This window comes from Streptantibioticus cattleyicolor NRRL 8057 = DSM 46488 (genome assembly GCF_000240165.1).
In the GTDB taxonomy this organism is placed as follows: domain Bacteria; phylum Actinomycetota; class Actinomycetes; order Streptomycetales; family Streptomycetaceae; genus Streptantibioticus; species Streptantibioticus cattleyicolor.
In genome coordinates, this window is record NC_017586.1 from 1,641,102 (window position 1) to 1,665,159 (window position 24,058).

At 73.1% G+C, this 24,058-nt stretch carries 26 protein-coding genes and 3 tRNA genes; 17 read left to right on the forward strand and 12 right to left on the reverse strand.

The window, feature by feature from the left end; all coding sequences use genetic code 11:
* The first annotated feature begins 6 nt into the window (after positions 1 to 6).
* The 7 genes from SCATT_RS39365 to SCATT_RS07080 all read left to right on the forward strand — a co-directional run bounded on the left by SCATT_RS39365 (position 7) and on the right by SCATT_RS07080 (position 2,874).
* Complete coding sequence (locus SCATT_RS39365; protein ID WP_202446620.1) at positions 7 to 447, forward strand: hypothetical protein; 441 nt, start codon at positions 7 to 9, stop codon at positions 445 to 447.
* Complete coding sequence (locus tag SCATT_RS07060) at positions 444 to 662, forward strand: hypothetical protein (protein WP_014142281.1); 219 nt, start codon at positions 444 to 446, stop codon at positions 660 to 662. The genes SCATT_RS39365 and SCATT_RS07060 overlap by 4 nt, the downstream gene beginning before the upstream one ends.
* Positions 659 to 835, forward strand: a complete 177-nt coding sequence (locus tag SCATT_RS38905) for a hypothetical protein (RefSeq protein WP_014142282.1) — start codon at positions 659 to 661, stop codon at positions 833 to 835. The genes SCATT_RS07060 and SCATT_RS38905 overlap by 4 nt, the downstream gene beginning before the upstream one ends.
* A gap of 92 nt (positions 836 to 927) precedes the next feature.
* Positions 928 to 1,596 (forward strand): hypothetical protein, encoded by a 669-nt coding sequence (locus SCATT_RS07065; RefSeq protein WP_014142283.1) that lies wholly within the window; start codon positions 928 to 930, stop codon positions 1,594 to 1,596.
* Between the two features lie 161 nt (positions 1,597 to 1,757).
* Positions 1,758 to 2,243: a glycine-rich domain-containing protein gene (locus tag SCATT_RS07070; RefSeq protein ID WP_014142284.1), complete on the forward strand. Its 486-nt coding sequence runs from the start codon at positions 1,758 to 1,760 to the stop codon at positions 2,241 to 2,243.
* Between the two features lie 60 nt (positions 2,244 to 2,303).
* On the forward strand, positions 2,304 to 2,504 hold the full coding sequence (locus tag SCATT_RS07075) for a hypothetical protein (RefSeq protein ID WP_014142285.1): 201 nt from the start codon (positions 2,304 to 2,306) through the stop codon (positions 2,502 to 2,504).
* A gap of 94 nt (positions 2,505 to 2,598) precedes the next feature.
* Positions 2,599 to 2,874, forward strand: coding sequence for a hypothetical protein (locus tag SCATT_RS07080; protein WP_014142286.1), 276 nt, complete (start codon positions 2,599 to 2,601; stop codon positions 2,872 to 2,874).
* A 234-nt stretch (positions 2,875 to 3,108) separates the two neighbouring features.
* Here the strand turns inward: SCATT_RS07080 and SCATT_RS07085 are convergent.
* The 3 genes from SCATT_RS07085 to SCATT_RS07095 all read right to left on the reverse strand — a co-directional run bounded on the left by SCATT_RS07085 (position 3,109) and on the right by SCATT_RS07095 (position 3,557).
* A tRNA-Ile gene (locus SCATT_RS07085) sits at positions 3,109 to 3,182 on the reverse strand.
* Positions 3,183 to 3,406: 224 nt separating this feature from the next.
* Positions 3,407 to 3,479: transfer RNA gene (locus SCATT_RS07090), tRNA-Asn, on the reverse strand.
* Between the two features lie 5 nt (positions 3,480 to 3,484).
* A tRNA-Asn gene (locus SCATT_RS07095) sits at positions 3,485 to 3,557 on the reverse strand.
* A gap of 181 nt (positions 3,558 to 3,738) precedes the next feature.
* Here SCATT_RS07095 and SCATT_RS07100 point away from each other — a divergent pair.
* Positions 3,739 to 4,026 carry a hypothetical protein gene (locus SCATT_RS07100; protein ID WP_014142288.1) on the forward strand — a complete coding sequence of 96 codons (288 nt, stop codon included), beginning with the start codon at positions 3,739 to 3,741 and terminating at the stop codon, positions 4,024 to 4,026.
* Positions 4,027 to 4,052: 26 nt separating this feature from the next.
* The gene (locus SCATT_RS07105; RefSeq protein ID WP_014142289.1) at positions 4,053 to 5,513 is read left to right on the forward strand and encodes an FGGY family carbohydrate kinase; all 1,461 of its coding nucleotides are present in this window, start codon (positions 4,053 to 4,055) and stop codon (positions 5,511 to 5,513) included.
* A 21-nt stretch (positions 5,514 to 5,534) separates the two neighbouring features.
* Here the strand turns inward: SCATT_RS07105 and SCATT_RS07110 are convergent, their stop codons facing one another.
* The 7 genes from SCATT_RS07110 to SCATT_RS07140 all read right to left on the reverse strand — a co-directional run bounded on the left by SCATT_RS07110 (position 5,535) and on the right by SCATT_RS07140 (position 14,070).
* Positions 5,535 to 6,863 (reverse strand): RNA polymerase sigma factor, encoded by a 1,329-nt coding sequence (locus SCATT_RS07110; RefSeq protein ID WP_407696592.1) that lies wholly within the window; start codon positions 6,861 to 6,863, stop codon positions 5,535 to 5,537.
* Positions 6,864 to 6,966: 103 nt separating this feature from the next.
* Complete coding sequence (dnaG, locus tag SCATT_RS07115) at positions 6,967 to 8,865, reverse strand: DNA primase (protein WP_078590640.1); 1,899 nt, start codon at positions 8,863 to 8,865, stop codon at positions 6,967 to 6,969.
* Between the two features lie 53 nt (positions 8,866 to 8,918).
* Positions 8,919 to 9,383 carry a GNAT family N-acetyltransferase gene (locus SCATT_RS07120; protein WP_014142292.1) on the reverse strand — a complete coding sequence of 155 codons (465 nt, stop codon included), beginning with the start codon at positions 9,381 to 9,383 and terminating at the stop codon, positions 8,919 to 8,921.
* On the reverse strand, positions 9,380 to 10,642 hold the full coding sequence (locus SCATT_RS07125) for an NAD(P)/FAD-dependent oxidoreductase (protein WP_014142293.1): 1,263 nt from the start codon (positions 10,640 to 10,642) through the stop codon (positions 9,380 to 9,382). Before SCATT_RS07125 ends, SCATT_RS07120 begins: the two co-directional genes overlap by 4 nt.
* A gap of 278 nt (positions 10,643 to 10,920) precedes the next feature.
* The gene (locus tag SCATT_RS07130; RefSeq protein WP_041824498.1) at positions 10,921 to 12,216 is read right to left on the reverse strand and encodes a deoxyguanosinetriphosphate triphosphohydrolase; all 1,296 of its coding nucleotides are present in this window, start codon (positions 12,214 to 12,216) and stop codon (positions 10,921 to 10,923) included.
* 546 nt (positions 12,217 to 12,762) lie between these two features.
* The gene (locus tag SCATT_RS07135) at positions 12,763 to 13,551 is read right to left on the reverse strand and encodes a sirohydrochlorin chelatase (RefSeq protein ID WP_231905048.1); all 789 of its coding nucleotides are present in this window, start codon (positions 13,549 to 13,551) and stop codon (positions 12,763 to 12,765) included.
* A 75-nt stretch (positions 13,552 to 13,626) separates the two neighbouring features.
* Positions 13,627 to 14,070, reverse strand: a complete 444-nt coding sequence (locus tag SCATT_RS07140; protein ID WP_041824503.1) for a gamma-glutamylcyclotransferase family protein — start codon at positions 14,068 to 14,070, stop codon at positions 13,627 to 13,629.
* 82 nt (positions 14,071 to 14,152) lie between these two features.
* Between SCATT_RS07140 and SCATT_RS07145 the strand changes: the two genes are divergently transcribed.
* The 3 genes from SCATT_RS07145 (at position 14,153) to SCATT_RS07150 (ending at position 15,612) form a co-directional block, all read left to right on the forward strand.
* Entirely contained in the window at positions 14,153 to 14,827 is a 675-nt protein-coding gene (locus tag SCATT_RS07145) for a SanA/YdcF family protein (RefSeq protein ID WP_014142297.1), read from the forward strand.
* A 53-nt stretch (positions 14,828 to 14,880) separates the two neighbouring features.
* The gene (locus SCATT_RS38910; RefSeq protein WP_014142298.1) at positions 14,881 to 15,036 is read left to right on the forward strand and encodes a hypothetical protein; all 156 of its coding nucleotides are present in this window, start codon (positions 14,881 to 14,883) and stop codon (positions 15,034 to 15,036) included.
* A gap of 180 nt (positions 15,037 to 15,216) precedes the next feature.
* Complete coding sequence (locus tag SCATT_RS07150; RefSeq protein WP_014142299.1) at positions 15,217 to 15,612, forward strand: rodlin; 396 nt, start codon at positions 15,217 to 15,219, stop codon at positions 15,610 to 15,612.
* A 157-nt stretch (positions 15,613 to 15,769) separates the two neighbouring features.
* On the opposite strand, the gene SCATT_RS07155 is transcribed toward SCATT_RS07150, so the two are convergent.
* Positions 15,770 to 16,885: an alpha/beta hydrolase gene (locus SCATT_RS07155; protein ID WP_014142300.1), complete on the reverse strand. Its 1,116-nt coding sequence runs from the start codon at positions 16,883 to 16,885 to the stop codon at positions 15,770 to 15,772.
* A gap of 292 nt (positions 16,886 to 17,177) precedes the next feature.
* Between SCATT_RS07155 and SCATT_RS07160 the strand changes: the two genes are divergently transcribed.
* Complete coding sequence (locus SCATT_RS07160; protein WP_014142301.1) at positions 17,178 to 17,942, forward strand: MgtC/SapB family protein; 765 nt, start codon at positions 17,178 to 17,180, stop codon at positions 17,940 to 17,942.
* Between the two features lie 14 nt (positions 17,943 to 17,956).
* On the opposite strand, the gene SCATT_RS07165 is transcribed toward SCATT_RS07160, so the two are convergent.
* A complete protein-coding gene (locus tag SCATT_RS07165) occupies positions 17,957 to 18,538 on the reverse strand; it encodes a CGNR zinc finger domain-containing protein (protein WP_014142302.1) in 582 nt (193 codons plus the stop codon).
* A gap of 78 nt (positions 18,539 to 18,616) precedes the next feature.
* Here SCATT_RS07165 and SCATT_RS07170 point away from each other — a divergent pair, with 78 nt between their 5' ends.
* The 4 genes from SCATT_RS07170 (at position 18,617) to SCATT_RS07180 (ending at position 24,058) form a co-directional block, all read left to right on the forward strand.
* A complete protein-coding gene (locus SCATT_RS07170) occupies positions 18,617 to 19,546 on the forward strand; it encodes a phosphotriesterase family protein (RefSeq protein WP_014142303.1) in 930 nt (309 codons plus the stop codon).
* Positions 19,547 to 19,828: 282 nt separating this feature from the next.
* Positions 19,829 to 22,588 (forward strand): cyclophane-containing RiPP biosynthesis TPR protein HaaT, encoded by a 2,760-nt coding sequence (haaT, locus tag SCATT_RS07175; protein ID WP_014142304.1) that lies wholly within the window; start codon positions 19,829 to 19,831, stop codon positions 22,586 to 22,588.
* A 138-nt stretch (positions 22,589 to 22,726) separates the two neighbouring features.
* Positions 22,727 to 22,909 carry a HaaA family cyclophane-containing RiPP peptide gene (haaA, locus tag SCATT_RS40575; protein WP_322972951.1) on the forward strand — a complete coding sequence of 61 codons (183 nt, stop codon included), beginning with the start codon at positions 22,727 to 22,729 and terminating at the stop codon, positions 22,907 to 22,909.
* Between the two features lie 15 nt (positions 22,910 to 22,924).
* The gene (locus SCATT_RS07180; RefSeq protein ID WP_014142305.1) at positions 22,925 to 24,058 is read left to right on the forward strand and encodes an FxsB family cyclophane-forming radical SAM/SPASM peptide maturase; all 1,134 of its coding nucleotides are present in this window, start codon (positions 22,925 to 22,927) and stop codon (positions 24,056 to 24,058) included.

Here is a 24,058-nt window from a genome sequence, read left to right on the forward strand (position 1 = left end):
GCACGCATGGCCGAGCAGACCGCGAAGCAACCGTCCGCCGCACGGGGCGCTGGATTAACGGCTGGCGCCTCGTTTCACCCCCGACTCGGAGACCTCGCGCACGATCTCGCCAGGGGCAAAGTCGGTGTCGTCGTCGCCGTGCCCAGTGAAACCTCGGCGTCATACCATCTGCGTCCTCCTGGTGGCGGCTCAGAGTGGACTGCCAAGTCCAACGGCACCACCTTGCGCCCTGTTGCTGTGGGGGTGACCCATGTGGTCCCGCAGCGCCAGGACGCGGTGTACGACCATCGCGCCCAACACGTCTCCCTGCCCGTGACCGTCCACTACGAGGACGGTGGCGCATCGGAGTCGGTACTGATTCTCAGCCCTTCACATGTCGAGCAGTACTACACCCAGCTTGGACGGCTCATCGAGCGTCGGAAGCAAGCTCGGGAGCGGAACAAGTGAGCGCGGCCACGCCGTCATGGATCCGCCACGGCGTCCCGGCCTACGACCCCGCCACCGGCATGTACGGCACCGTGGCCGGGATCGGCGAGCCGTACACGCTGCCCGGGCCGCCCGACGTGGTCTACCTGCGACCCCTCGGTGGCGGCATCGAATGGCGCGCCGACATCCACCAGGTGCAGCCGGCGCTCACGCCGGTCCGCGGGGGGCTGCGGTGACCGGCCACCCGCCGCGGCTCCCCGGCGGCACGCTCACCGCCCGCACCGCCCCGGTGCCCAAGGCGGTGCTCCCCGACCTGACGCTCGTGCGCCGCGTGGCCGAGGCTTTGCGCGCCTGGGCCGCGGAGCCGCCACCGATCGCCCCGGACGCCGCTCGGCCGCGCACCCCGTAAGCCGCCGGCGCCCCGGCGGAGAGCATCGGCCCGCACGGGGCGTCGGCCATCAGCACGACCACCGAAATCCCAGACCGAGGAGAAGGCCGACCGTGGCCGACAGGACAGGCACCAGCCCGCGCAGGTACATCTACCAGGGGCGCACGGTGCCCTACATCACCACCTGGTCCACCGAACTCCGCCACGCCCGGCCCCTCGTTGTCCGACGCGGCCGGGACGGAGGGGAATACCTGGGGTACCAGGATGAGACCCGGTACGACCGGGACACCTGGGGCGCGTTGTGGGTCCGGCAGGGCATCGCCCGCGGCAAGGGGGCGCCGGAGTGGGCCGCCGTGCACGCGCTGCGGCAGCGCCGCGCCATGTACGACCTCCTCTGCCAGGTGTGCGGCGCCACCACCCTCGACGGCGTAAGCGAGCAGCAGTTGTATCTCCTGCACGCCGCCGGCGGACGGCAGATCGAGGAGGGCGAGCGCACCGCGTCGCCTCCGGTTCACCCGGCCTGCGCGGTCGAGGCGATCGAGGCGTGCCCAGCCCTGCGCGCCGGCGGCTACGTGGCGGCCTGGGTGCGGGACTCTCTGCCGTGGGGCGTTGTCGGCATGTTGCACGACTGGCGGGACCCCACCTCCTTCAGCCCCGCCAAGGTCGCCTTCGGTTCTTCGGGGATCCGCTGGATGGTTGCCCATAGCAAGATCGTGACCCTCGAAGGCGTCACCCCCGTGTCCCCGGACGAGCTGTGCGACCTCGCCGCGCCCACCCCATGACTCCGCCGTCGCCCGGCGTACCTGGGGAGGCGGTCGGGCGACGACGGTCCCGGGCCTGACGGCCCACGTGAGCACCCGGTCCGGCCGGAGAGCCCTGCGCAGGTCAATCAGCCGGACCGGGCCGACCAATCCCGAAAGACTGATCAGGAAGGACACGCTACATGACAGTGTGTGATCAACTGGGTGTGCGCGAACTCCTGCCCGCCACCGACCGGGCAGGGGTGATCGCTACCGTCCTGCGCGCGAACCCGGGGATGGACCACGGCACGGCCGAGCGCATCGTGGACGAGGCGATCAAGTTCGTCGTCGCCGCCACCACCTCCCCGGGGCGCGGGCTGCGCCCGTCGCGGATCGTGGACGAGGGGTGGCACGCGCTGATCCTGCACACCCGCGTGTACGCCGCGCTGTGCGGCCGGCTCGGCGGCTTCGTCCACCACGTCCCCGAGCCGCCGAACGCGGCGCGGCACGACCCGGGCGCGCTCGCCCGTACCCAGGACGCCATCCGCGCCGCCGGCTACCAGCCGGACCCCGCGCTGTGGTTGCCGCCGAGCGACACGTCAATCCCGGTGGCCGCGTCGTGCGAGCACTCCCCGCCCGGCCCGGAGGGGACGTGCACGGAGAGCTGCGCCCCCAGCGGCCCGAACTGACCGATCCGGCCGTGTCAGCGGTCGATCCCCCGTACCGTCGAGGTAGAGCAAGGAGGCACGATGGCTGACTGGATCAATTCGGACCGCGCCACGCAACTGCGCGCGTACCGCGAGGCCCAGACCGCGCACAGCTACACCCGCACGGTCGGCCGTTGGCGCAAGCGCGTGGTCCACCACGACGGCTTCACGATGGTGACCGACCCCGAAACCGGCACGGTCTACACCAGCGTCTACGGCCGCCCTGCGCAAGACACCGAGTAACCCCGCGGCGCCATCGGCTCCGGCGCCGCATCGGCCCCGCCCGCGCGCTGTCTCGTGCAGTGCACGGGCGGGGCCATCCGCCGACGGAGACCCGATGACCTATTACGCCTGGTGCGCCGGGCACCGCTTCCCGGCTCAGCCCGCCCCCGGCTCTGATCTGGTCCTCGTGGGCGTACTGAACAGCGGACCGGGGCCGCCGTGGGCTGCGTTCGCCTGCGGCAGCCACTTCGCGGCCTACGGCATGGTGCCGCTGAGCAGCCACCCGACCGGCGCCCACACGCTGCCGGCCGACCACGACGGGCGCCCGATACCCGTGCCGGCCCCGGACGTGCCCAGGCTCCACCGGAATCTGATGGGCCGCTGCGAGTAAGGCATGGCGCTGCTCGTCACCCCGCCGATGGCTGACTGGCTGGAGCGTTGACGACGGCCAACCAGCTTGGGTCGGCCCCTTCTTGGGGCCGACCCTTCTGCTTTCGTGATCCTTTGCACTTCGGCCGAGCATGGGCCGAGCTATCGATCTTGCACTGCCGTTCGGGTGAACCTTGGGCTTTGCGCGCCGTGCCTGCGTCGCAGGTGAAAACCTTCCTGCGATTCTGCGGTGGAGTGGGGCGGGTGGGACTCGAACCCACGACCGACGGATTATGAGTCCGCTGCTCTAACCGGCTGAGCTACCGCCCCTCACGGCGTGCCGTGCTGTGTCGTGCACATCGTCTGCCGCAGCATAGCCGCTCATACGATCTGTCGCCCTCGCGGGTAACAAACACACGTGCAGACGTTCTTGGAAGGCGGCTTCGTCCTGGAACGCCCGGTTTCCGGCGCGGTGGGCCGCGTGACGGGGGTCACTGGAGGGGGCTCCGGGGCGGCACACCAAAAAGGACCCCGGGTGGGGTCCTTGCGCTGGGCTCCCCCGACTGGACTCGAACCAGTAACCTGCCGGTTAACAGCCGGCTGCTCTGCCAATTGAGCTACAGGGGATCGAGCTCCCCCGACTGGACTCGAACCAGTAACCTGCCGGTTAACAGCCGGCTGCTCTGCCAATTGAGCTACAGGGGAACGCTCCGGTGCCTCGAATGCGCCCCGTTCCGGTTCCCCGGACGGCGCGCCCTCGGTGCGAGACATACATTAGCGCAAGTGGGGGGGTGCTCCGCCAACCGGTTCCGCCGGGGTTGTCCCGCGGTCACCGCGGGTAGGCGGCGGGCGTCCCCAGCATCCGAGGCGAGGGAAGGGTGGAGCCATGCGCTACCGGCTGACGTTCATCACCGGGGTCGCGGTGGGTTACGTGCTCGGGGCCCGGGCCGGGCGGGAGCGTTACGAGCAGCTCCGCAAGGCCGCGCAGGGGGTCGCGCAGAACCCGGCGGTCCGCAACAGCGTGGAGGCGGTCGGGCTGCAGGGGCGGGCGCTGGCCGGGAAGGTGGGCGCCAAGGTCGGCGACCGGCTGCCCGGGTCCGTCACCGATCGCGTGCGTCACCTGCGGGAACGCGCCACGGCCGAGGACGACGAGTGGGGCACCAGCAACACCTGAGGACGGATACGGCATGATCTGCCCCTATGGGGATAGTCGCCGGCTTGGACAGTTCGACCACAGGCACCACCGTCGTCGTCTGCGACACGGACACCGGTGCCGTACTGCGGCAGGGCTACGCCCCGCACCCGTACGACGGTGAGGGCGAGGGCGGCCAGGGCAGGCGGATCGAGGCCGATCCGCAGTCGTGGCTGCTCTCCCTGGGCGAGGCGGCCAAGGACGGGCTGCTCGAAGGGGTCCAGGCGATCGGGGTCTCCGGGCAGCAGCACGGGATGGTGGCGCTGGACGCGGGGGGTGTGCTCGTCCGCCCGGCGATGCTGTGGAACGACAAGCGGGCGCAGGCCGCCGCCGCCGACCTCACCGAGGCGCTGGGCGGCCCGACCGGCTGGGCGGAGGCGGTCGGCTCGGTTCCGCAGGCCGCGCACCCGGTGGCCAAGCTGCGCTGGCTGGCCCAGCACGAACCGGCCTCGGCGCAGCGGGTGGCCGAGGTGCTCGCCCCGCACGACTGGCTGGTGTGGCAGTTGCTGGGGCGTCCGGCGCACCGCACCACCGACCGGGGCGACGCCTCGGGCACCGGTTACTGGTCGGCGGCGACCGGTGGCTACCGCATCGACCTGGTGGAGCTGGCGCTGGGCCACCGGGTACGGCTGCCGGAGGTGCTCGGCCCCGCCGACCCGGCCGGCCACACCCCGGAGGGGCTGCTGATCTCGGCCGGCACCGGGGACAACATGGCCGCGGCGCTCGGCCTCGGGCTCGGTCCGGGGGACGCCGCGGTGGTGCTGGGGGCCTCCGGCACCGTCTTCGCCGTCCACCACGAGGCGCTGGTGGACCCGTCGGGCACCATCACCTCGTACGCGGACGCCACCGGCCGGCATCTGCCGGTGGTGCAGACCCGCAACGCGGTACGGGTGCTGCGGGGCGCCGCCGATCTGCTGGGGACGGACCTGGCGGGGGTCTCGGAGCTGGCGCTGCGTTCGACGCCGGGGGCGTACGGGCTGGTGCTGCTGCCGTATCTGGAGGGCGAGCGCACCCCGCAGTTGCCGCACACCGCCGGGCTGCTGGCGGGGCTGCGGCGGGAGAGCATGAAGCCGGAGCACCTGGCCCGGGCGGCGGTCGAGGGCATGCTGTGCGGGCTGGCGGACGCGCTGGACGTGCTGCGCGGGCGCGGGGTGGAGGTGCGCCGGGTCTTCCTGCTCGGTCCGGCCGGTGAGCTGCCCGCGGTGCAGGCGGCGGCGCCGGCGCTGTTCGGTGTGCCGGTGGTCGTACCGCCGCCGGCGGACTACGCGGCGCTGGGCGCGGCCCGGCAGGCGGCGTGGGCGCTCGGCGCGCAGCAGGGCGCCCTTTCGCCAGCGGAGCCGCCGCACTGGCAGACCGCTGCCTATCGGCTGCTGGAGCCGGGTGACGACCTCCCGGCGGGCGCGGCGGTGCGCCAGCAGTACACGGCGGTGCGGGAGCAGACCCATCCGGGTGCCTTCGCCGCGCTGTGACGCCGGCCGGTGGCCCCGCGGTCAGTCGAGGTAGCCGCGCAGTTGCTCGGCGAAGGCGTGGTCGCGGAGTTTGCCGAGGGTCTTGGACTCGATCTGGCGGATGCGTTCGCGGGTGACGCCGAAGATCCGGCCGATCTCCTCCAGGGTGCGCGGGCGGCCGTCGAGGAGGCCGTAGCGGAGCTGGACGACGCGGCGTTCGCGTTCGCCGAGGGTGGACAGGACGGCTTCGAGGTGTTCGCGCAGCAGCAGGAAGGCGGCGGACTCCACGGGTGAGGCGGCGTCGCCGTCCTCGATCAGGTCGCCGAGGGCCACGTCGTCCTCGTCGCCGACGGGGGCGTGCAGCGAGACCGGCTCCTGGGCCAGGCGCAGCACCTCGCCGACGCGTTCCTCGGTGAGGTCGAGCTGGTCGGCGACGTCGGCGGCGCAGGGTTCGTAGCCGCGTTCCTGGAGCAGCCGGCGCTGGACCCGTACCACGCGGTTGATCAGCTCCACGACGTGGACCGGGACGCGTATCGTGCGGGCCTGGTCGGCCAGGGCGCGGCTCATGGCCTGGCGGATCCACCAGGTGGCGTAGGTGGAGAACTTGTAGCCGCGGGCGTAGTCGAACTTCTCGACCGCCCGGATCAGCCCGAGGTTGCCCTCCTGGACGAGGTCGAGCATGGTCAGGCCGCGGCCGACGTAGCGTTTGGCGACCGAGACCACCAGCCGCAGGTTGGCCTCGATCAGCCGGCGTTTGGCGATGCGGCCGAGGACGACGAGGCGGTCGAGGTCGCCGGCGAGCCGGGTGTCGAGGTCGGGGGTGTGTTCCAGCTTCTCCTCGGCGAAGAGTCCGGCCTCGACCCGGCGGGCGAGTTCGACCTCCTCCTCGGCGGTGAGCAGCGGGATGCGGCCGATCTCGCGCAGGTACTGGCGGAACAGGTCGGCGGAGGGTCCGGCCGCCTCCTCGCGGGGCGGGCGGTCGTCCTCGTCGGCCCCGGAGGCCTCGGGGGTCTCGGGGGTCTCGTCCGGCGGTGCGGCCGGGAGCGATTCGGGGTGCGCCGGTGCGCGGCCCTGGGCCGGTACGCGCTCCAACAGCGGCTCGGCGAGGGCGAGTCGGGGCCGGCCGGGCGCTTCGATGGACGGCGGGGCGTCGCCGCCCGGCGCGGGCTCGGCCGCGGCGGCGCCGGCGGCTGGGGCTGGGGCGGTCCGGGACTGGGTCTGCACGGGGGCGGCCTCCCGACTTCGCGCGATCACGGTCTCGGCGGCGCGCGGGAGTGGAACGGCTGCGGCCCCGCCGCCCGCCGCCCCAAGGCACACCGTGAGCGGGCGGCCGGGGGCATGCGGCGTTCCGCCTTCCGAGGACTCAGGCACCGCACCCCAGTGTGCGCTACGACACACCCCGACTACGAGGGGTGTGCGCTCAGTTTCTCTGGGAAACCCCGGCGGGGGCGCGGGAGTTGCCCCCGCGCCCGGGTCACAGCGCGGCGGCGCCCTGGTCGCGCAGGCGCTTGCCGTACTGCTGGAGCGCCCACAGTTCGTTCTGGACGGCGGCGGCCTGGTCGGGGGCGGCGTTCGGGCCGAGGCGGGCGAGGGTGGCGCGGACCTCGGTGATCCGGCGGTCGACGGCGTGCAGGCGGACGGCGACGAGGTGTTCGCCGGCGTAGATGGCGTCGGCGGCGCGGCGGGTGTGCGGGGGTTCGACGGCCAGCTCGGTGACGAGGGCGCGGACCGAGTCGTCGGGGGCGGCGTCGCGGACCCGGGCGAGGTAGCCGTCGTCGGCGGTGGTGACCCCGCCGGCCTCGGCGATGGCGCGGCGGACGGCGGCGTAGGGGGCGCCGGTGAACTCGTCCTCGCCGTAGGCGTCGAAGGCGGGGGCGACCAGGTGCGGGTGTTGCAGGGCGAGCTTGAGCAGTTCGCGTTCCACCCGGTGGGCGGGGCTGCGCAGGTCGAGCCGAGGGCCGGTGGGGCGGGGCGGGGCGGCGGCGGGGCGCGGCGCGCGGGCGGCGGACGCCGGGCGGCCGGGGTCGCCGCCGCGGGCCCGGTCGCGCTGCCAGCGGGCGAGCTGGGCGACCCGGCGGACGACGAACTGCTCGTCGAGGATGCCGAGCATGGCGGCGAGCTGGACGGCGTACTCGTGCTGGATCGCGGTGTCCTTGATCCCGGCGACGATCGGCGCGGCCTGTTCCAGGGCGGCGGCGCGGCCCTCGGCGGTGTCGAGGTTGTGGCCGGCCACGGTGGAGCGGATGGCGAAGCCGAAGAGCGGCTGAGCGGTGTCGATCAGGTTGCGTACCGCGGCGTCGCCCTCGGCCAGCCGCAGCTCGCAGGGGTCCATGCCGCCGGGGCTGACCGCGATGGAGGTGCGGGCGGCGAACTTCTGGTCGTCCTCGAAGGCGCGCAGCGCGGCGCGCTGGCCGGCCGCGTCGCCGTCGAAGGTGAAGACCACCTGGGAGCCGGAGTTGTCCATCAGCACCCGGCGCAGGATCTTGATGTGTTCCTCGCCGAAGGCGGTGCCGCAGGTGGCGATGGCGGTGGTGACCCCGGCGAGGTGGCAGGCCATGACGTCGGTGTACCCCTCGACGACCACGGCGCGGCCGAGCTTGCCGATGTCCTTCTTGGCCAGGTCGATGCCGTAGAGGACCTGGGACTTCTTGTACAGCGGGGTCTCGGGGGTGTTGAGGTACTTGGGGCCGTTGTCGTCGTCGCGCAGTTTGCGGGCGCCGAAGCCGATGACCTCGCCGGTGATGTCGCGGATGGGCCACATCAGGCGGCCCCGGAAGCGGTCGATGGGGCCGCGGCGGCCTTCCGAGGCGAGGCCGCAGAGCAGCAGTTCCTTGTCGGTGAAGCCCTTGCCGCGCAGGTAGCGCACCAGGTGGTCCCAGCCGGCCGGGGCGTAGCCGACCCCGAAGTGCTCGGCCGCCGCCTGGTCGAAGCCGCGTCCGGCGAGGAACTTGCGGGCGATCTCGGCCTCGGCGCCGTCGAGCTGCTCGGTGTAGAACAGCGCCGCCGCCTTGTGGGCCTCGACGAGCCGGGTGCGTTCGCCCTGCTGGCGTCCGGGCAGGTAGCCGCCCTCGTCGTAGCGCAGGGTGATGCCGGCCTTGGCGGCGAGGCGCTCGATGGTCTCGGAGAACGACAGGTGGTCGAGCTTCATCACGAAGTCGATCGTGTCGCCGCCCTCCTGGCAGCCGAAGCAGTAGAAGAGCCCCTTGCTGGGGCTGACTTGGAAGGACGGGGACTTCTCGTCGTGGAAGGGGCAGAGCCCCTTGAGGTTGCCGCCGCCGGCCGGGCGGAGCTGGAGGTATTCGGCGACGACGGCGTCGATCGGGACCGCGTCCCGGACCGCCTTCACATCCTCGTCCCTGATCCGACCTGCCACGGATGGATTCTACGGGTCCGGCGGGGCGCTCCGGTGAGGTTGACGGTGGACGGTCACAGCGGCTTGATGGTGAACAGGAAGTGCGGGCCGACGCCCTCGATCATGAACTCGTCGCCGCCGACCGCGAAGCCGTGGTGCTCGTAGAAGCCGCGGGCAGAGGTGCGTCCGTTGCACCACACGATCCGGGCGCCGCGGGCCGCCGCCTCGGCGAGCCCGGCGCGCAGCACGGCGGCCCCGTACCCGTGGCCGCGCAGCTCGGGGGCGCTGGCCATGCCGCGGAAGCGGTAGGCGGGGCCCTCCTCGCCGGGCAGCGGCTCGGGGAAGAAGGTGACGCAGGCGGCGAGGGCGCCGTCCGGGGTGTACGCGGCGATGTGGAACGTGGCGGGCTCGGCGTCCTCGGCGAAGACGGCGCTGCCGGGCGGACGGCCCGGGCGCAGCACCGCGCGGCGCAGCTCGAAGATCTCCTCGACGGGTACGACGGCGGTGCGGGCGCTCGGGCCGGGCGCTGGTCTGCTCATTCCAGGAAGGATGTCAGAGGCACCGCGGGGTCGGCCAGGCGCTCGGGGTCGACGGTCCGGCGGGAGCCGATGAGCCGCTGGAGCTGGTCGGTGACGTCCCAGACGTTGACGTTCATGGCGGCCTGGACGCGGCCGTCGGCCAGCCAGAAGGCGATGAACTGGCGCTTGCCGACGTCGCCGCGGCAGACCACCTGGTCGTAGGAGCCGGGGGCGGCGTGCCCGGAGAACTCCATGCCCAGGTCGTACTGGTCGGTGAAGAAGTAGGGGACGCGGTCGTAGGCGATCTGGTGGCCGAGCATGGCGCGGGCGGCGGTAGGCCCTCCGTTGAGGGCGTTGGCCCAGTGTTCGACGCGCAGCCGGGTGCCGAGCAGCGGGTTGTCGGCGGCTGCGCAGTCCCCGGCGGCGAAGATGTCGGGGTCGCTGGTGCGCAGCGAGGCGTCGACGGCGATGCCGCCGCCGTGGGCGCGGTCGACCACGGTGAGCCCGGCGGCCTCGGCGAGTCCGGTGCGGGGGGCGGCGCCGATCGCGGCGAGCACGTCGTGGCAGGGGTGTTCCTCGCCGTCGTCGGTGCGGACCGCGAGGACCATGCCGTCCTGGCCGGTGATCTCGGTGAGCCGGGTGCCGAAGCGGAAGCGGACGCCGTGCTCGCGGTGGAGGCCGGCGAAGACGCCGCCGAGTTCGGGGCCGAGGACGGTGTGCAGCGGGGTGGGTTCCGGCTCGACCACGGTGACCTCGGCGCCGTAGGAGCGGGCGGCGGCGGCGACCTCCAGGCCGATCCAGCCGGCGCCGGCGATCACCAGGTGGCCGTTGTCACGGCCGAGGGAGGCGAGGACGCCGCGGAGCCGTTCGGCGTGGGCCAGCCGCCGCAGGTGGTGGACGCCGGCCAGGCCGGTGCCGGGGATGTCCAGCCGGCGGGGTTCGGCGCCGGTGGCCAGCAGCAGCTTGTCGTAGCGGAGCGCGGTGCCGTCACCGAGCGCGACGGTGCGGGTGTTGCGGTCGAGCTGGACGACGGGCTGGCCGAGGTGGAGCTCGATGTCATGCTCGGCGTACCAGGCGGCGGGGTGGACGAAGACCGAGTCGCGTTCCTCCTTGCCCAGCAGGAAGCCCTTGGACAGCGGCGGGCGTTCGTACGGGTGGTCGCGTTCGTCCCCGATCAGGATGACCCGGCCGGTGAACCCCTCCGCCCGCAGGGTCTCGGCGGCCTTGGCCCCGGCCAGCCCGGCTCCCACGATGACGAACGTCTGATCTGCGTCGACCACTGTGCGCCTCCTCGCGCGGCATCCCCCGGCGAACCGTCTCACGGGAGGGTCCCGCACGGCGCGGCTCGCGTGAAGAGCGCCGCACCGGCTCGGGGCCTCCCGTCGTCCCTGTTGCGATCTCCATGGTGCAACGCCGGACGTGGCGGGTCACAGCCGGTGTCGCACGGGGCGCGCGGCCGGCGGTACGCGGATCCCGCGCGGCGCGGGGCGTCCGGCGCGCGGCCGGCGGGGCGGGTACGGGGGTCAACTCCCGTGATGCGGCAGTGCGTCGGCAGGCGTCAGGTGGTCAGCCGGGCGTGCAGGGCGAGCGCCGCCGCGTCGGTGAGCGAGGCGATCTGGTCGACCACGGCGCGCAGCCGGGCCCGGTCGTCCGGGGCCGCCGCGTACACCTCGCGGAACTGCGGGTCGAGCCCGTCGGGGGCGCGGGCGGTCAGCGCCGCCGCCAACTCGGCGATCACCACGCGCTGTTCGGCCCGGCGGCGTTCCTGGTCGGCGCGTTGCATCACGTACCGGTCGGCGACCGCCTTGAGGACGGCGCACTCCAGCCGTACCTCGCGCGGGACCACCAGGCGGGCGGCGTAGCGGGTGAGGCGGCCGGGGCCGTAGGCGTCCCTGGTGGCGCGTTCGGCGGCCAGGCAGAAGCGGCCGATGAGCTGGGAGGTGGCGTCCTTGAGCCGGGCGCGGGCGAGCGCGGAGCCGTCGTAGCGGTGCGGCCACCATTCCTGGGCGAGGAGCCGGTCGAGGGCGGCGGCGAGTTCGGCGGGGTCGGCGTCGGGGGCGTAGCGGCCGATGGCGACGGCGTGGATGTCGCGCCGTTCGGGGCCGGAGCGGAGCACGGCGGGGTCGAGGTGGCCGGCGTGCAGGCCGTCCTCCACGTCGTGCACCGAGTAGGCGACGTCGTCGGACCAGTCCATCACCTCGGCCTCGAAGCAGCGGCGGCCGGCCGGGGCGCCGGAGCGCAGCCAGTCGAAGACCGGCCGGTCGTCGGGGTAGACCCCGAACTTGGCGGAGCCGGGGTCGGTGGGGTGGCCGCCGCGTGGCCAGGGGTACTTGGTGGCGGCGTCCAGCGCGGCCCGGGTGAGGTTGAGGCCGACACTGACCACCTGGCCGTCGGGTCCGGCGGTGAACCGTTTGGGCTCGGTGCGGGTGAGCAGCCGCAGCGACTGGGCGTTGCCCTCGAAGCCGCCGCAGGCCGCGGCGACCTCGGCGAGGGCCTGCTCGCCGTTGTGGCCGAAGGGCGGGTGGCCGAGGTCGTGGGCGAGGCAGGCGGTCTCCACCAGGTCGGCGTCGCAGCCGAGCGCCGCCCCCAACTCCCGCCCGACCTGGGCGCATTCGAGGGAGTGGGTGAGCCGGGTACGGGGGCTGGTGTCGAACTCGGGCACCACCGAGCCCGGGTCGACCACCTGGGTCTTCCCGGCCAGCCGGCGCAACGCGGCCGAGTGCAGCACCCTGGCCCGGTCCCGCTGGAACGCGGTCCGCCCGGGCCGCTTGTCCGGCTCCGGCACCCACCGCTCGGTGTCGGCCTCGGTGTACGGGGCGGCGAGGGGGTCCGCCACCTGATGTGTCCCGTCCATACTGCGACGGTAACCGCCCGCGCCGACATCGAGCGCGCCAGCCGCGGTGGTGGCCCGCGGTACGCCGCCCACGAGTGCCCCGTGCCGGGGCGCGCGCCCCGGCACGGGGACGCCGTCGCCCAGGCCCGATCGCCGGGGCGGACGTAGAGGCCCCGGAATTGCGGCGAGGGCACGGGACCGGCCGGCCCCCGGCACCGGAACGCCGCCCGGAAGACAACACCCCGCCCACGCGGACGCTCCCGACAGCGCGGCGAGCGAACGGACCGTCCCGGCGAGCGGCCCCGGGCCGCCCATGGCCCGGCGCCCCGTGGCCGGAAGGCAGCGTCCGAGCGCCCCCGCCCGCGCGACCAGGGGACGCAACGGGTCGGCCAGTGACAGCGCGGCACCTCGCCGCCACGGTCCCCGTCCCACGGACGGCCGCGCCCCCCACGGACGCCCCCGGCGGCGCGGCAAGGGCACGGAAACACCGGCGCCCGGCCCCGATCGCCCGGGCGGACGTGGAGGCCCCGGAAGCGCGGCGAGCGGACACCGTGAGCCGGCCGACCCCTACCCCGGCGCCCCCGCGAACGCCCGCGGCGGCCGGTGGGCGGAAGCGCGTGACAGGGCCTCCTCGTAGCGGCGGACGACGAGGCGGGCCAGGGCGGGGTGGGCGCCGAGGGGGGCGGAGACGAGCCAGGGGGCGGCGGTGGCGGCTTCGGCGGCGAAGCGGCCGGGGGCGGTGAAGCAGGAGGCGACGGCGACCCGGTGGATGCCGCGCGCGGTGAGCCGGGCGATGGCCTGCGGGATGGTCGGCCGGGCGGCGCAGGCGTAGCCGGGCAGCACGGGGACGCCGTCGAGGCGGGCGGTGAGCAGCGCGGCGGTACGGGCGGTGGCGGCGGCCGAGTCGGGGTCGCGGGAGCCGGCGGCGGCCAGGACGACCCCGGTGCGGCCGGTGGCGGCGGCGCCGCGGAAGCCGGCCTCGGCCAGCCGGGCGTGGAGCGCCGCGGCGAGCAGCGGGTGCGGGCCGAGCGGGCGGGCGACGGTGACCGCGAGCGGGGCCGCGCGGGCCGCCGCGGCGGGCAGGTCGTGCTTGACGTGGTAGCCGTCGGCGAGGAGCAGCGGGACGAGGACGGCCGGGCCGCGCAGCGCGGCGAGGGCGTCGTCCAGCAGCGGCTCGGCCAGTTCGACGTGGGCGGGGTGGACGGCGACGTCCGGCCGCAGCCGGCGCACCCGGTCCAGCAGTACGGCCAGGGCGCGGCGGGCGGCCGGGTCGCGGCTGCCGTGGGCGACCACCACCATCGTCGGGGCGGCGGGGGGCGCACCGGGCGCATCCGGTGGGGTGGGCGCATCCGTCATGCGCCGAGTGTGGCGAGCGGTCGTTGCGGGCGGATTGCGTGGCGGTAATCGCCCTGTTTACCGGGTGGCGGGCGGTCAGGAGCGCCGTTTCCAGTCGCCGCCGGGGATGCGCCGTCCGTGGGCGCGCAGGTGGCGGGCGGTCGCGCGGCCGGCCAGGTAGACCCAGGCGTCGCGGGGGCCGGCGGCGGTGTGCACGGTGCGTGCGAGGCGTTCGTAGAGGTTGTCCGGGGCGCCGGGGGTGTGGTCCTCCAGGCGGTCGAGTTCGGCGAGGACGTCGTCGTACGCCTCGGGGAGCGGTTCGATCAGGTCGCCGTGGATCCCGTCCGGCGTGCCGGGGGCGTCGAGGGCGTAGGGGTAGCCGGGGCCGTCGTAGAGCAGGGCGCCGCGCAGGACGGCGGGGACGGCGCGGGCGGTGCGTCCGCGCAGCAGCCGGGCGTGGTTGACCTCGCCGGGGCGCAGCGTGCCGTACACGAAGAAGGGGAGGCGGCCCTCCGCCACCGGACTGGATGACGTGTCCATGTAGCGATGATCGCGGAACCGGCGGGCGCCCGGCGGCGTCATCGTGGCGGGCGGCCGACGAGGCGTACACAGGGGGTCGGGGATGGGACGGACCGGGATACTGCCGCGCACCCGGCGCGGGTGGCGGCGCGTCGTGCGGTGGGCGGCGGCGCTGTGCACGCTGGCGCTGCTTCCGGCGACCTGGCTGTACGTCGCCTCCTCGGGGCGGATCCGGGACGTGGCCGACGTACCGCCGGAGCCGGTGGGCGTGGTCTTCGGCGCCGGGCTCGACCACGGCCGCCCGTCCCCGTACCTGGCGCACCGGCTGGACGCCGCCGCCGCGCTCTACCGCGCCGGCAAGGTCCGCGCGCTCCTGGTCACCGGCGACAAAGGCCGCACCGGGTACAACGAGCCGGCCGCGATGCGCGCCTACCTGGCCGCGCACGGCGTCCCGGCCGGCCACGTGGTGCTGGACTACGCGGGGTTCGACACCTGGGACTCGTGCGCCCGGGCCCGGCGGATCTTCGGGGTGAACCGGGCGGTGCTGGTGACCCAGGGGTTCCACATCCGCCGCGCGCTCGCCCTGTGCGCGGCGGCCGGGGTGACCGGGTACGGCGTCGGGGTGGCCGAGCCGCACGACGCGATCTGGTACTACGGCGGGGCGCGGGAGGTCGGGGCGGCGGCCAAGGCGGCGGTGGACGCGCTCTTCACGCCCGCCCCGACGCTGCTGGGGCCGCACGAGGACGGGGTGGCGCGCGCGTTGCGGGAACCGCGGTGAAGGCGGCGTCGGTACGATCGCGGCAGGGACGGCGTGACGCTTCGGAGGTTGCCATGGCACCGGAGGAGCAGGACGAGCCGCTGGTGACCATCACCCCGGTGCCGCCGCCGTCCGCCGCGCCCGAGCAGCGCTGGCTGGGGCCGCTGCTCATCATCGGCGCCCCGGTGGGTCTGGCGGTGCTGGTCTTCGTCCTCCTGGTGCTGCTGTGACCCCCGGCGGCGGGCCGTTTCCCGCTGCCGCGCCCACGGATCACGGCGTCCTGTCACGCCTCCCGCGCCGTGCGGACGCCAATTGATCCGGGAGAGTGAACGATAAGAACTTCTCCTTCCGGCCGTAGTTGTTCAGTCTGCTCCGGTAGCGGGGCGCACCAGGATCGGAAGGAAATTCGCGTGATCAAGAAGATTCTCGCTACGGCTGCGGTGGTGGTTTCAGCAGTGGGCGCCACCTCTGCTCCGGCCATGGCCATCGGCAATGGGCACGGCCACGGCTCGAACTCCGCCAACGGGAATGGCTCGGGGCAGGTGTACGGGAACACCACGACCGGCGGTTACATGAGCCCCCAGATCGGCCTGGTCCAGGGTTCGCTCAACAAGCCGTGCATCGGTATCCCGATCAAGGACATCCAGGTGCCGATCCTCCAGATCGTCGCGATCCAGGACCTGCTGAACCAGCACCAGACCGTGACCTGCACCGAGAACACCAACGTGAGCGAGGGCGACGCGCCGCTGTCGCACATCCTGGACAACATCCCGATCCTGTCCAGGAACGGCGCCGGCAACCGCTGATCACCCGGCCGAAGGGATTGCCGGCCGACGCCTCGGCACGTGCGGCCGAACTCCTTTGCCAGGCCCGCGGGCCCGCTCCCGGAATTTCCGGTCCACCGGATTCCAGGGGCGGGCCCGCCGTCGTTACCAGGGTCCCTCGCCGGCCGCGCGGGTGCCGTTAGCGCTGGGCCGGGAGCTGTTTGTCAAGCCACTGAATGGCTTCCGGGTATTCGGCGCGCCAGGTCTTGAAGTTGTGGCCGCCTTCGTCCCGGATGAGTTTGCTCACCGTGGTCGGCGCTTTCGCGGCGGCGGCGAACTTCAGCGTCGGCTCGTAGTTGTCCTCGCCCTTCTTGCTGCTGGTCACCAGGAGGGAGACGGGGGGCGCGGGCATGTGCTGGAGCCGCCAGGTGAGGTCGTTGCTCTTCTTGTACCGCTCGCTGCCGGCGTACAGGTCGCCGGTCTGGCCGTCCTGCCGGGCGAAGTAGTCGGCGGACAGCCCGGCGCCGGCGCCGTACCGCAGCGGGTTGGTCATGGCGAACTTCAGCGCGCAGTAGCCGCCGGTGGAGTCGCCCACCGCGCCCCAGCCGCCGGGCTGGTCCGTGGCGCGGTAGGTGCTGGACACCGCCATCGGCAGGTCCTGGTTGAAGAAGGTGAGCGCCTGCGGGCCGCCGGGGACGTCGGTGCAGTTGGTGTCGCGGCCGGGGACGACGGAGGGGCGCACCATCACGTAGATGGTGGGCTTGATGCGGCCGGCGATGATGTCGTCGGAGACGGTGCGCGGGATGTGCAGCCCGGTGATGAGGTTGCGGGCGACGCCGGGGTAGCCGGTGAGGGCGACGACGACCGGGAAGCGCTCGTGGCGATGGGCGGCCTGGAAGTACTGCGGGGGCAGGTAGACGAAGCCGTCGGTGACCAGGCCGGAGGAGAAACCGCGGAACCGTACCGACTGCACCTCCCCGGCGCGTTCCCGGCCGCCCTTGAGGCTGGCGTCGGTCTTCCCGGTGACGACGAGCGAGGCCGGGCGGCCGGAACTGTGGCCGGCCTCCAGTATCTGCTCGCCCTCCGACTGGCCGAGCAGGTCGTTCCAGGAGGAGTAGAAGCCGAAGTTGTTGTTGGCCGCGACCAGGATCACGCCCAGGATCATCACCTGCGTGGCCGCCAGCAGCCCGAGGCGGCCGAGCCAGGGTATGAGGCCCTTCCGCGCGGCGCGCGGCCACAGCCACAGCGCCAGCCCGCCCACCAGCACGGCGGCGATCACCAGCACTATGAAGAAGACATTGGACGTGAGTCCCACGGTCGTCGCTCTCTCTTCAGGTCAGTCCTTCACAAGAGAGGGACGGAAATCCGTTCGGTTAGGTTTACTCAATTTTGCAGTGAGATTTCCTCACCTTTACGGTCCGCCCTACCCGTAGTCGGCGCATGGGTCGATGTCCGGATCCGTCCTGCCATGTACCCAAGTCTTCCGGATGCCGGCGCCCCGGGCACCCCCGGCTCCGGCAAGCGTGCGGGGTGGCCGGTCCTCGCCCGGATGAGGTGGGCGGTCAGCGGTTAGGCTCGACGCAGACCGCTGGGGATGGAGGTGTCCGTTGCACTCGACCACCTTCCCGCTGTGGGATCCGGACGCGGGCCAGGGGGCGCGGCAGCTCGCCGAACTCGGGCTCGCGCTGGTGCTCTCCACGCTGATCGGGCTGGAGCGGGCGGTGCAGCAGAAGAGCGCGGGGCTGCGGACGCACACCCTGGTGGGGGTGGGCAGCGCGCTGATCATGGAGGTCTCCCAGCACGGCTTCAACGCGGTGCTGGGGCTGGAACACGTCTCGTTCGACCCGTCCCGGGTGGCCGCCCAGATCATCTCGGGCATCGGTTTCATCGGCGGCGGGATCATCTTCGTCCGCCGGGACGCGGTACGCGGGCTGACCACGGCCGCCACCATCTGGCTGACCTGTGGGGTCGGCATGGCGTGCGGCGGCGGGCTGCCGCTGCTGGCCGCCGCCGCGACGGCCGCCCACTTCCTGGTGGCCCGCGGCTATCCGCTGGTCACCCGGCACTTCCCGGCGGTGTCCACCCCGGAGCAGGCCCAGCTCGCGCTCGCCTACCGGGTCGGCGGCAGCATCCTGCCGCGGGTGCTGGAGTTGTGCACCGGTGAGGGGTTCCGCGTGGTGGACGTACGGGTGGAGCGCGCGCCGTGGAAGGAGCCCGACGCAGAGAGCCGCGCCGAGGCGCCCCCGCCCGGCACCGCCGAGGTCCAGCTGTCCATCGAGGGGACGGCGAGCGTGCACCGGCTGGTGGCGGAGCTGTCGGAGCTGGAGGGCGTGCTGAGCGTCTGGTCGCCAGGGCAGTCGGCCGGCGACTGACCCGGGGGGCGGGGTCAGGACGAGGCGGCCGGGCCGCCGTCCGCCTTGCGACGGGCCCGTAGCGCCCGCACCCGGCCGCGGCTGGCGCACGCCGGGGCGGGGCACCAGCGGCGGCGCCCGCCCGGGTCGGCGAAGACCCCGCGGCAGTCGTGCTCGGCGCAGACCGCGAGGTTGCCGCGGTCGGGGCCGGTGAGGTGGTCCACCGCCTGCCGGGCGATCCGGGCGAGGGCGGCGCCGGGGTCGGCGGGCGGTTCGCGCAGCAGCCGGTCGGCGACGGTGAGCCGGACGGGGTCGTGGTGGGCGGCGAGGAAGTCGGCGACCTCCCGGGCGGCCCGTTCCGGGGGACGCTGTCCGGCCACGGTGGCCATCGCCAGCAGCCGCAGCGTCTCGCGCAGCCGCCGCGCCCGTTCCACGTCGGCCGGGCCCGGCGGGGTGACCGGGGTCAGCTCGCAGGCGGCGAACCACTGGGCCAGCCGCTCCGGGTCGCCGATCCGCTCGACCGGGTGGGCGCCGAACGTCCTGCCACTGGTGGCCAGCAGGTTGAGCCAGGTGGCACCGGAGTCGAAGCGGAACGCGAACCGTTCGTCGTCGTTCACGGAAAAAGCGTAACGCGCGTCCCGTTACGCTGCTACGTTGTAACGGCCAAGGCGTTACATAACTGGGGGTCCAGCGAGATGACCGGCACCACGACCACCGATCCGGCCCGCCCGGCCGCCGTACGCACCGTGCTCGGCGACGTCCCGGGGTCACGGCTGGGCGTGTGCGACGCCCATGACCACCTGTTCTTCCGCAGCCACGCGCTCCCCGGCCAGGAGCTGGACGACCCCGGCGAGGCCGAGGCCCGGCTGCGGGCGTTCCAGGCGCTCGGCGGCGGCGCGGTGGTGCAGTGGTCGCCGTACGGCACCGGGCGCCGGGCCGCCGACCTGCCCGGGCTCGCCCGGCGGACCGGGGTGCGCATCGTGGCCGCCACCGGGCTCCACCAGGCCGCGCACTACCCGCCCGGCATGCTGGAGCCGCTGCTGCCCCGGCTCGCCGAGGTCTTCACCGAGGAGCTGACCTCCGACATGCGCGGCGCCCCCGGGGTACGGGCCGGGCTGATCAAGGTGGCCGGCGCCTTCCACGGACTCGACGACCACGCCCGGCACGTCATGCGGGCCGCCGCCGAGGCCCACCACGCCACCGGCGCGCCCATCGCCGTCCACCACGAGATGGGCACCGCCGTCCTCGACGTCCTCGACCTGCTCTGCGGTCAACTGGCCGTTCCCGCGCACCGGGTGATCCTCGGCCACCTCAACCGCTCCCCCGACCTCCGCCTGCACCACCAGGCCGCCCGCTCCGGCGCCTTCCTCGCCTTCGACGGCCCCTCCCGCGCCAACCACGCCACCGACTGGCGCCTCCTCGACTGCCTCACCGCCCTCGCCGACTCCGGCCACACCCCCCAACTCCTCCTCGGCGCCGACACCACCACCCCCACCGCCGGCCCCGGCATGCCGTACCTACTGCGCGTGCTGCGCCCGCGCATCGAGAGGGAACTCGGCGCGGAGGTGGCGGAAGCGGTGTTGAGGGGGAATCCGGCGAGGGCGTTCGAGGTGGAGTGGAGGTGAGCGACGTCCCACCCTTTCGGGTGACATCGGCCATCCCGATCCCGCGGCGGCCGAGAGCGTCCATCAGCCGGGGTCACGGCCTCGTCACCCGCGGGGCCCGGAGCAACGCCCGGGAAACCAGCCGGACATGACCGAAGGCGCCCTTGACCGCGCAACCTTGCGGCTGATGCGCTGTGACGGTCGGATCGTCGATCTCGGAGGGCTTTCGGTGTTCAGGCTGGTTTCCCACGGGAGCACCCGATCCGACACACCGGGTACGCGGCCATGAGGTTCCGTCGCGGGATGGCGATCGCCGTCGTCGCCGGTGGCGGCGCGGTGACGACGATGCTGGTGGGTCTGGTCACCAACGCCGTTTCCAATCAAGCGCATTGGCCGGGCTTTCTGGGTTGGGTGCAACGGCACGCCTGGGCGTCGTTCGCCCTCCTCGGCGTGGTCACGGTCGGGTTCACCGCGCTGCTGGCGGCGCTGTCGGAGACGCGGTCGTCCGCACCGGACACCGTGCCGCCCCGCCAAGAGGGCGGGTCCGAGCCGCCCGGCGCGGCGCTGGTACTGCGCTCGTTGCCCCGCGACATCTCGGCGTTCACCGATCGGACCGCCGAACTGGAACGGCTCGTGGGGTCGGTGCGTACCTGCCAGGAGAACGGTGAGGCGTTGCCCGTCCATGTGATCGACGGCATGCCCGGGGTCGGGAAGACTTCTTTCGCCGTCCATGCCGGCCATGTGCTCTCGGGGCGGTTTCCGGACGGTCAGCTCTTCGTGAACCTTAACGGGCACACGACCGGACGGAACCCGGTTCAGGCGACGGAGGCACTGGCCTCCTTGCTGGCGGCAACCGGCGTTCCGGCCCAGCAGATCCCCGTCGGGGACGACGCGGGGGCGGTCACCGAGGCCCGCGCCGCCATGTGGCGCGGCCAGCTGGCGGACAAGCGAGCCCTGCTCATCCTGGACAACGCGGCGAGCTACCGGCAGCTGGAGCCGTTGCTGCCGGGTGACGGTGGTTGCCTGGTGCTGGTGACCAGTCGCAAGCGGCTGGCGGCACACGAAGAAGTGGTCCTGCAGGTGGAAGCCCTGTCACCGGAGCATGCGGTCGCTTTGTTCGTACGGCTGAGCGGACGTTCCCGCGACGCCCTCGACCCAGCGGTGCTGGACGAACTGGTGCGCCTGTGCGGCTGTCTGCCGCTGGGTGTGTCCCTGCTCGCCGCGCGGCTGCGGCACCACCCGACCTGGAGCGTCGCGGATCTGCTGGAGCGGCTGGTTGCGGTACGGGACCGGCTGGGCGAACTGCGCGCCGGGGACCGGGCCATCGTCTCGACCTTCGATCTGTCGTACCGGGATCTGCCACCGGAACGGCGGTACTTCTTCCAGCTCCTCGGTTGCTATCCGGGTACGGACATCGACGCCTACGCCGGAGCCGCGGTGGGCTCGACGACGGTCGACGACGCCCGTCGCCATCTCGACGCGCTCTACGACGCCCACCTGATCGACGAACACCCGGGGAGCCGCTACCGGCTCCACGACCTGCTGCGCGACTACGCACGCCGCCTCGCCGACGAGGGGGACAGCATGAACCATGTCCAAGCCGTCGGGCGGGTGTGCGCCTACTACCTGTCCGCACTGACCGCGGTGAACACGCATATCGCCCGCGGCAGCGCACAGGTGGCGAACTCTCCTGTCCCGCAAGAGCCGATGAGCACCCCGCCGCTGGACTCCCGCTCGGCGGCGCTGGGCTGGCTGGAGAACGAACGCCCCAACGTACTGGCCTGCATCAAACGGGCGAACGAGTTGGATCTGCACGGACTTGTGATCCGACTGGCCGCGGCCATGGCTCCGTTTCTGCGGCAGTCCGGTCCCTGGGACCAGGCGGTCGGCCTGCACCGGGCAGCCGCGGAAGCCGCCCGCCGGACCGGTGACCGGCGGGCACTCGCCGGGGCGCTCGCCGAGCTCGGGGTCGTCCGGCGTTGCATGGCCGCCTATCCGGAGGCCGTCGAAGCCCTGCACGAGGCAGAGGTGCTCTACGAAGCGGTGGGCGACCGCAAGGGGAGAGCGGACGCGCTCAACCAGGCGGGCATCGTCCGGTACATGACGGCGGACAACGAGGCTGCTGTCCGGGCGCAGAGCGAAGCCCTGTCGATCTACCGGGAACTGGGCGACCGGCTCGGTCAGGCCAACGCCCTCGCTGACCTGGGTATGGTGCGCCGGCAGATGAGCCGGTTCGACGAGGCGGTGGAGGCCCAGAGCGAGGCCCTGTCGATCTACCGGGAGCTCCACGACCGGTACGGCGAAGCCAACTCCTTGCGGGATCTGGGCATCGTGCACTGCCTCATGGGCGAGTACGACCGGGCGGCGCGGCGGCACCGGGAAGCCTTCGACATCTACCAGGAACTCGACGACCGGCACCACCAGGCGTACGCCCTCAACGAACTCGGCCTGGTCCGTCGGCTGGTGGGCGATGTGGCCGGTTCTCATGACGCTCACACACAGGCCCTGGAGATCTACACCGACCTCGGTGACCGTTTCGGCCGGGCGAACAGCGTCCGGCACCTCGGGGCCCTCCACCGCGTGTCCGGGCGTGCTCCGGAGGCGATCAGGTTGCTGGAGCAGGCCCTGGAGACCTACCGGGAACTCGGTGCGCGCGGCGGCATCGCCGCCACCTTGAGCGAGCTGGGGTCCGCCCGGGGAGCCACCGGGGAGCGGGAAGCGGCTGTCGAAGCGTTCGCACGCAGCCTGGAAATCCACCGGGAGCTGGGTGACCGCTGTGGCGAGGCCGAGGTGCTCAACAACTGGGGCGCACTGCTGCGGGTGTCGGACGAGGTGACCGCCGCGCGGGACCGTTTCCAGCTGGCGCTGGGCCTTGCCGCTGCCATTCGCTGCCCTTTGGAGGAGGCCCGGGCGCTCGAGGGGATCGGCCGCTGCGACCGGTCGCTCGGGGGCTCCCGGGGAGGTGAAGGGCCGCTGCGCCAGGCGATCGCCGTGTACCGCTCGCTCGGCGCCGGCACAGCCGCGGCCGACATCGAGCGTCTGCTGGCGGTACAGCCCGGGTAGCCAGGCAGGTGGCCGGATCGCTCCTGCCGTTGCGCCCGGTACGGCTGATACCTTGCCGACCGATCCGCCGCCGCCCGGCCATGGCCTCATCGCCGGATCCGCCGGTGCCTTGTCGAGGAGCGTTGTATGCCGTCATCGATGCCCCAGACCGCGACTCCCGTTGCCCCTGAGATCGTGCGAACGCCAAACGGTGCCGACGGCCACGTGCTGGACCGCGTCGCCGTCCGCGTACGTCGGAGGCTCGCCGCCGAGCGGGCCCCGGCCTGTGACAGCGGGGGCGGAGTCCACGCTGCCTCGCTCATCTGGCCCTGGCCGGTGTGAGCGCGCCACCACTTCATGACACCACCGGACGCCACGCCGTTTCGTTCCTTCATCCTCAAGACCGCGAACCGCTGCAACATCGATTGCGACTACTGCTACGTCTTCAACTCCAGGGACCAGGCATGGCGGCACCTGCCTGCCCGCATGAGCACGGAGGTGGCACGGGCGGCTGCCCGGCGGATCGGTGAGCACGCCACGACGCACGGCCTGAACACCGCCCACGTCGTGTTCCACGGCGGTGAACCACTGCTCGTCGGGCCTCGTCACATGGCCGAACTGCTCGCCGTCTTCCGGGACGGCATACCGGAGACCACGGTGGTCCGGTTCGAGTTGCAGACCAACGGGACCCTGCTCACCGAAGCGTGGCTGGACCTCTTCGAGCAGTACCAGGTGGCCGTGGGCGTCAGCCTCGACGGGCCACCGGAAGCGAACGACCGGCACCGGCTGACCGGCACGGCACGGTCGAGCGCCGCCTCCGCCGTGCGCGGCATCGAGCTTCTTCGCTCCCGGCCCCGGCTGTTCGCCGGACTACTCGCCGTCGTCGACCTGGCCAACGACCCGGTGGAGGTCCATGACCACCTGGCGGGGTTCGGCCCTCCGGTGATCGACTTCAATCTGCCGCACGGAACTCACGACGATCCTCCGCACCGGCACGATCCGTCCGTACCCGAGTACGGGATGTGGATGAGCCGCGTGTACGACGCCTGGATCGCCGGGACCGAACACCGGCACAGCGTCCGGATGCTGGAGGACATCGTGGCGCTCAGCTCCGGCGTACGCGGTTCGGTGGAAACCCTCGGCCTGGCCCCGCCGACCAGCGTCGTGATCGAATCCGACGGCACGATCGAGGGAGTGGACACACTGCGGTCCGTCACCGAGGGAGCGTCGAGGCTGGGACTGGATGTCTTCAGCCACTCCTTCGACAAGGCGTCGCGCCATCCGAAGCTTCGGTACCGGCACGATGGCAGCACGGCGCTGGCCGACAAGTGCCGGAGCTGCCCGTTGGTCGAGGTGTGCGGTGGGGGGTATCTCCCCCACCGGTTCAGCAGTTCACGCGGCTACCGGAACCCCTCCGTCTACTGTGCGGATCTGGAGTACCTCATCCGGCACGTGCAAGACTCCCTTCAGCAGCACGGCTGGTCCTTGTAG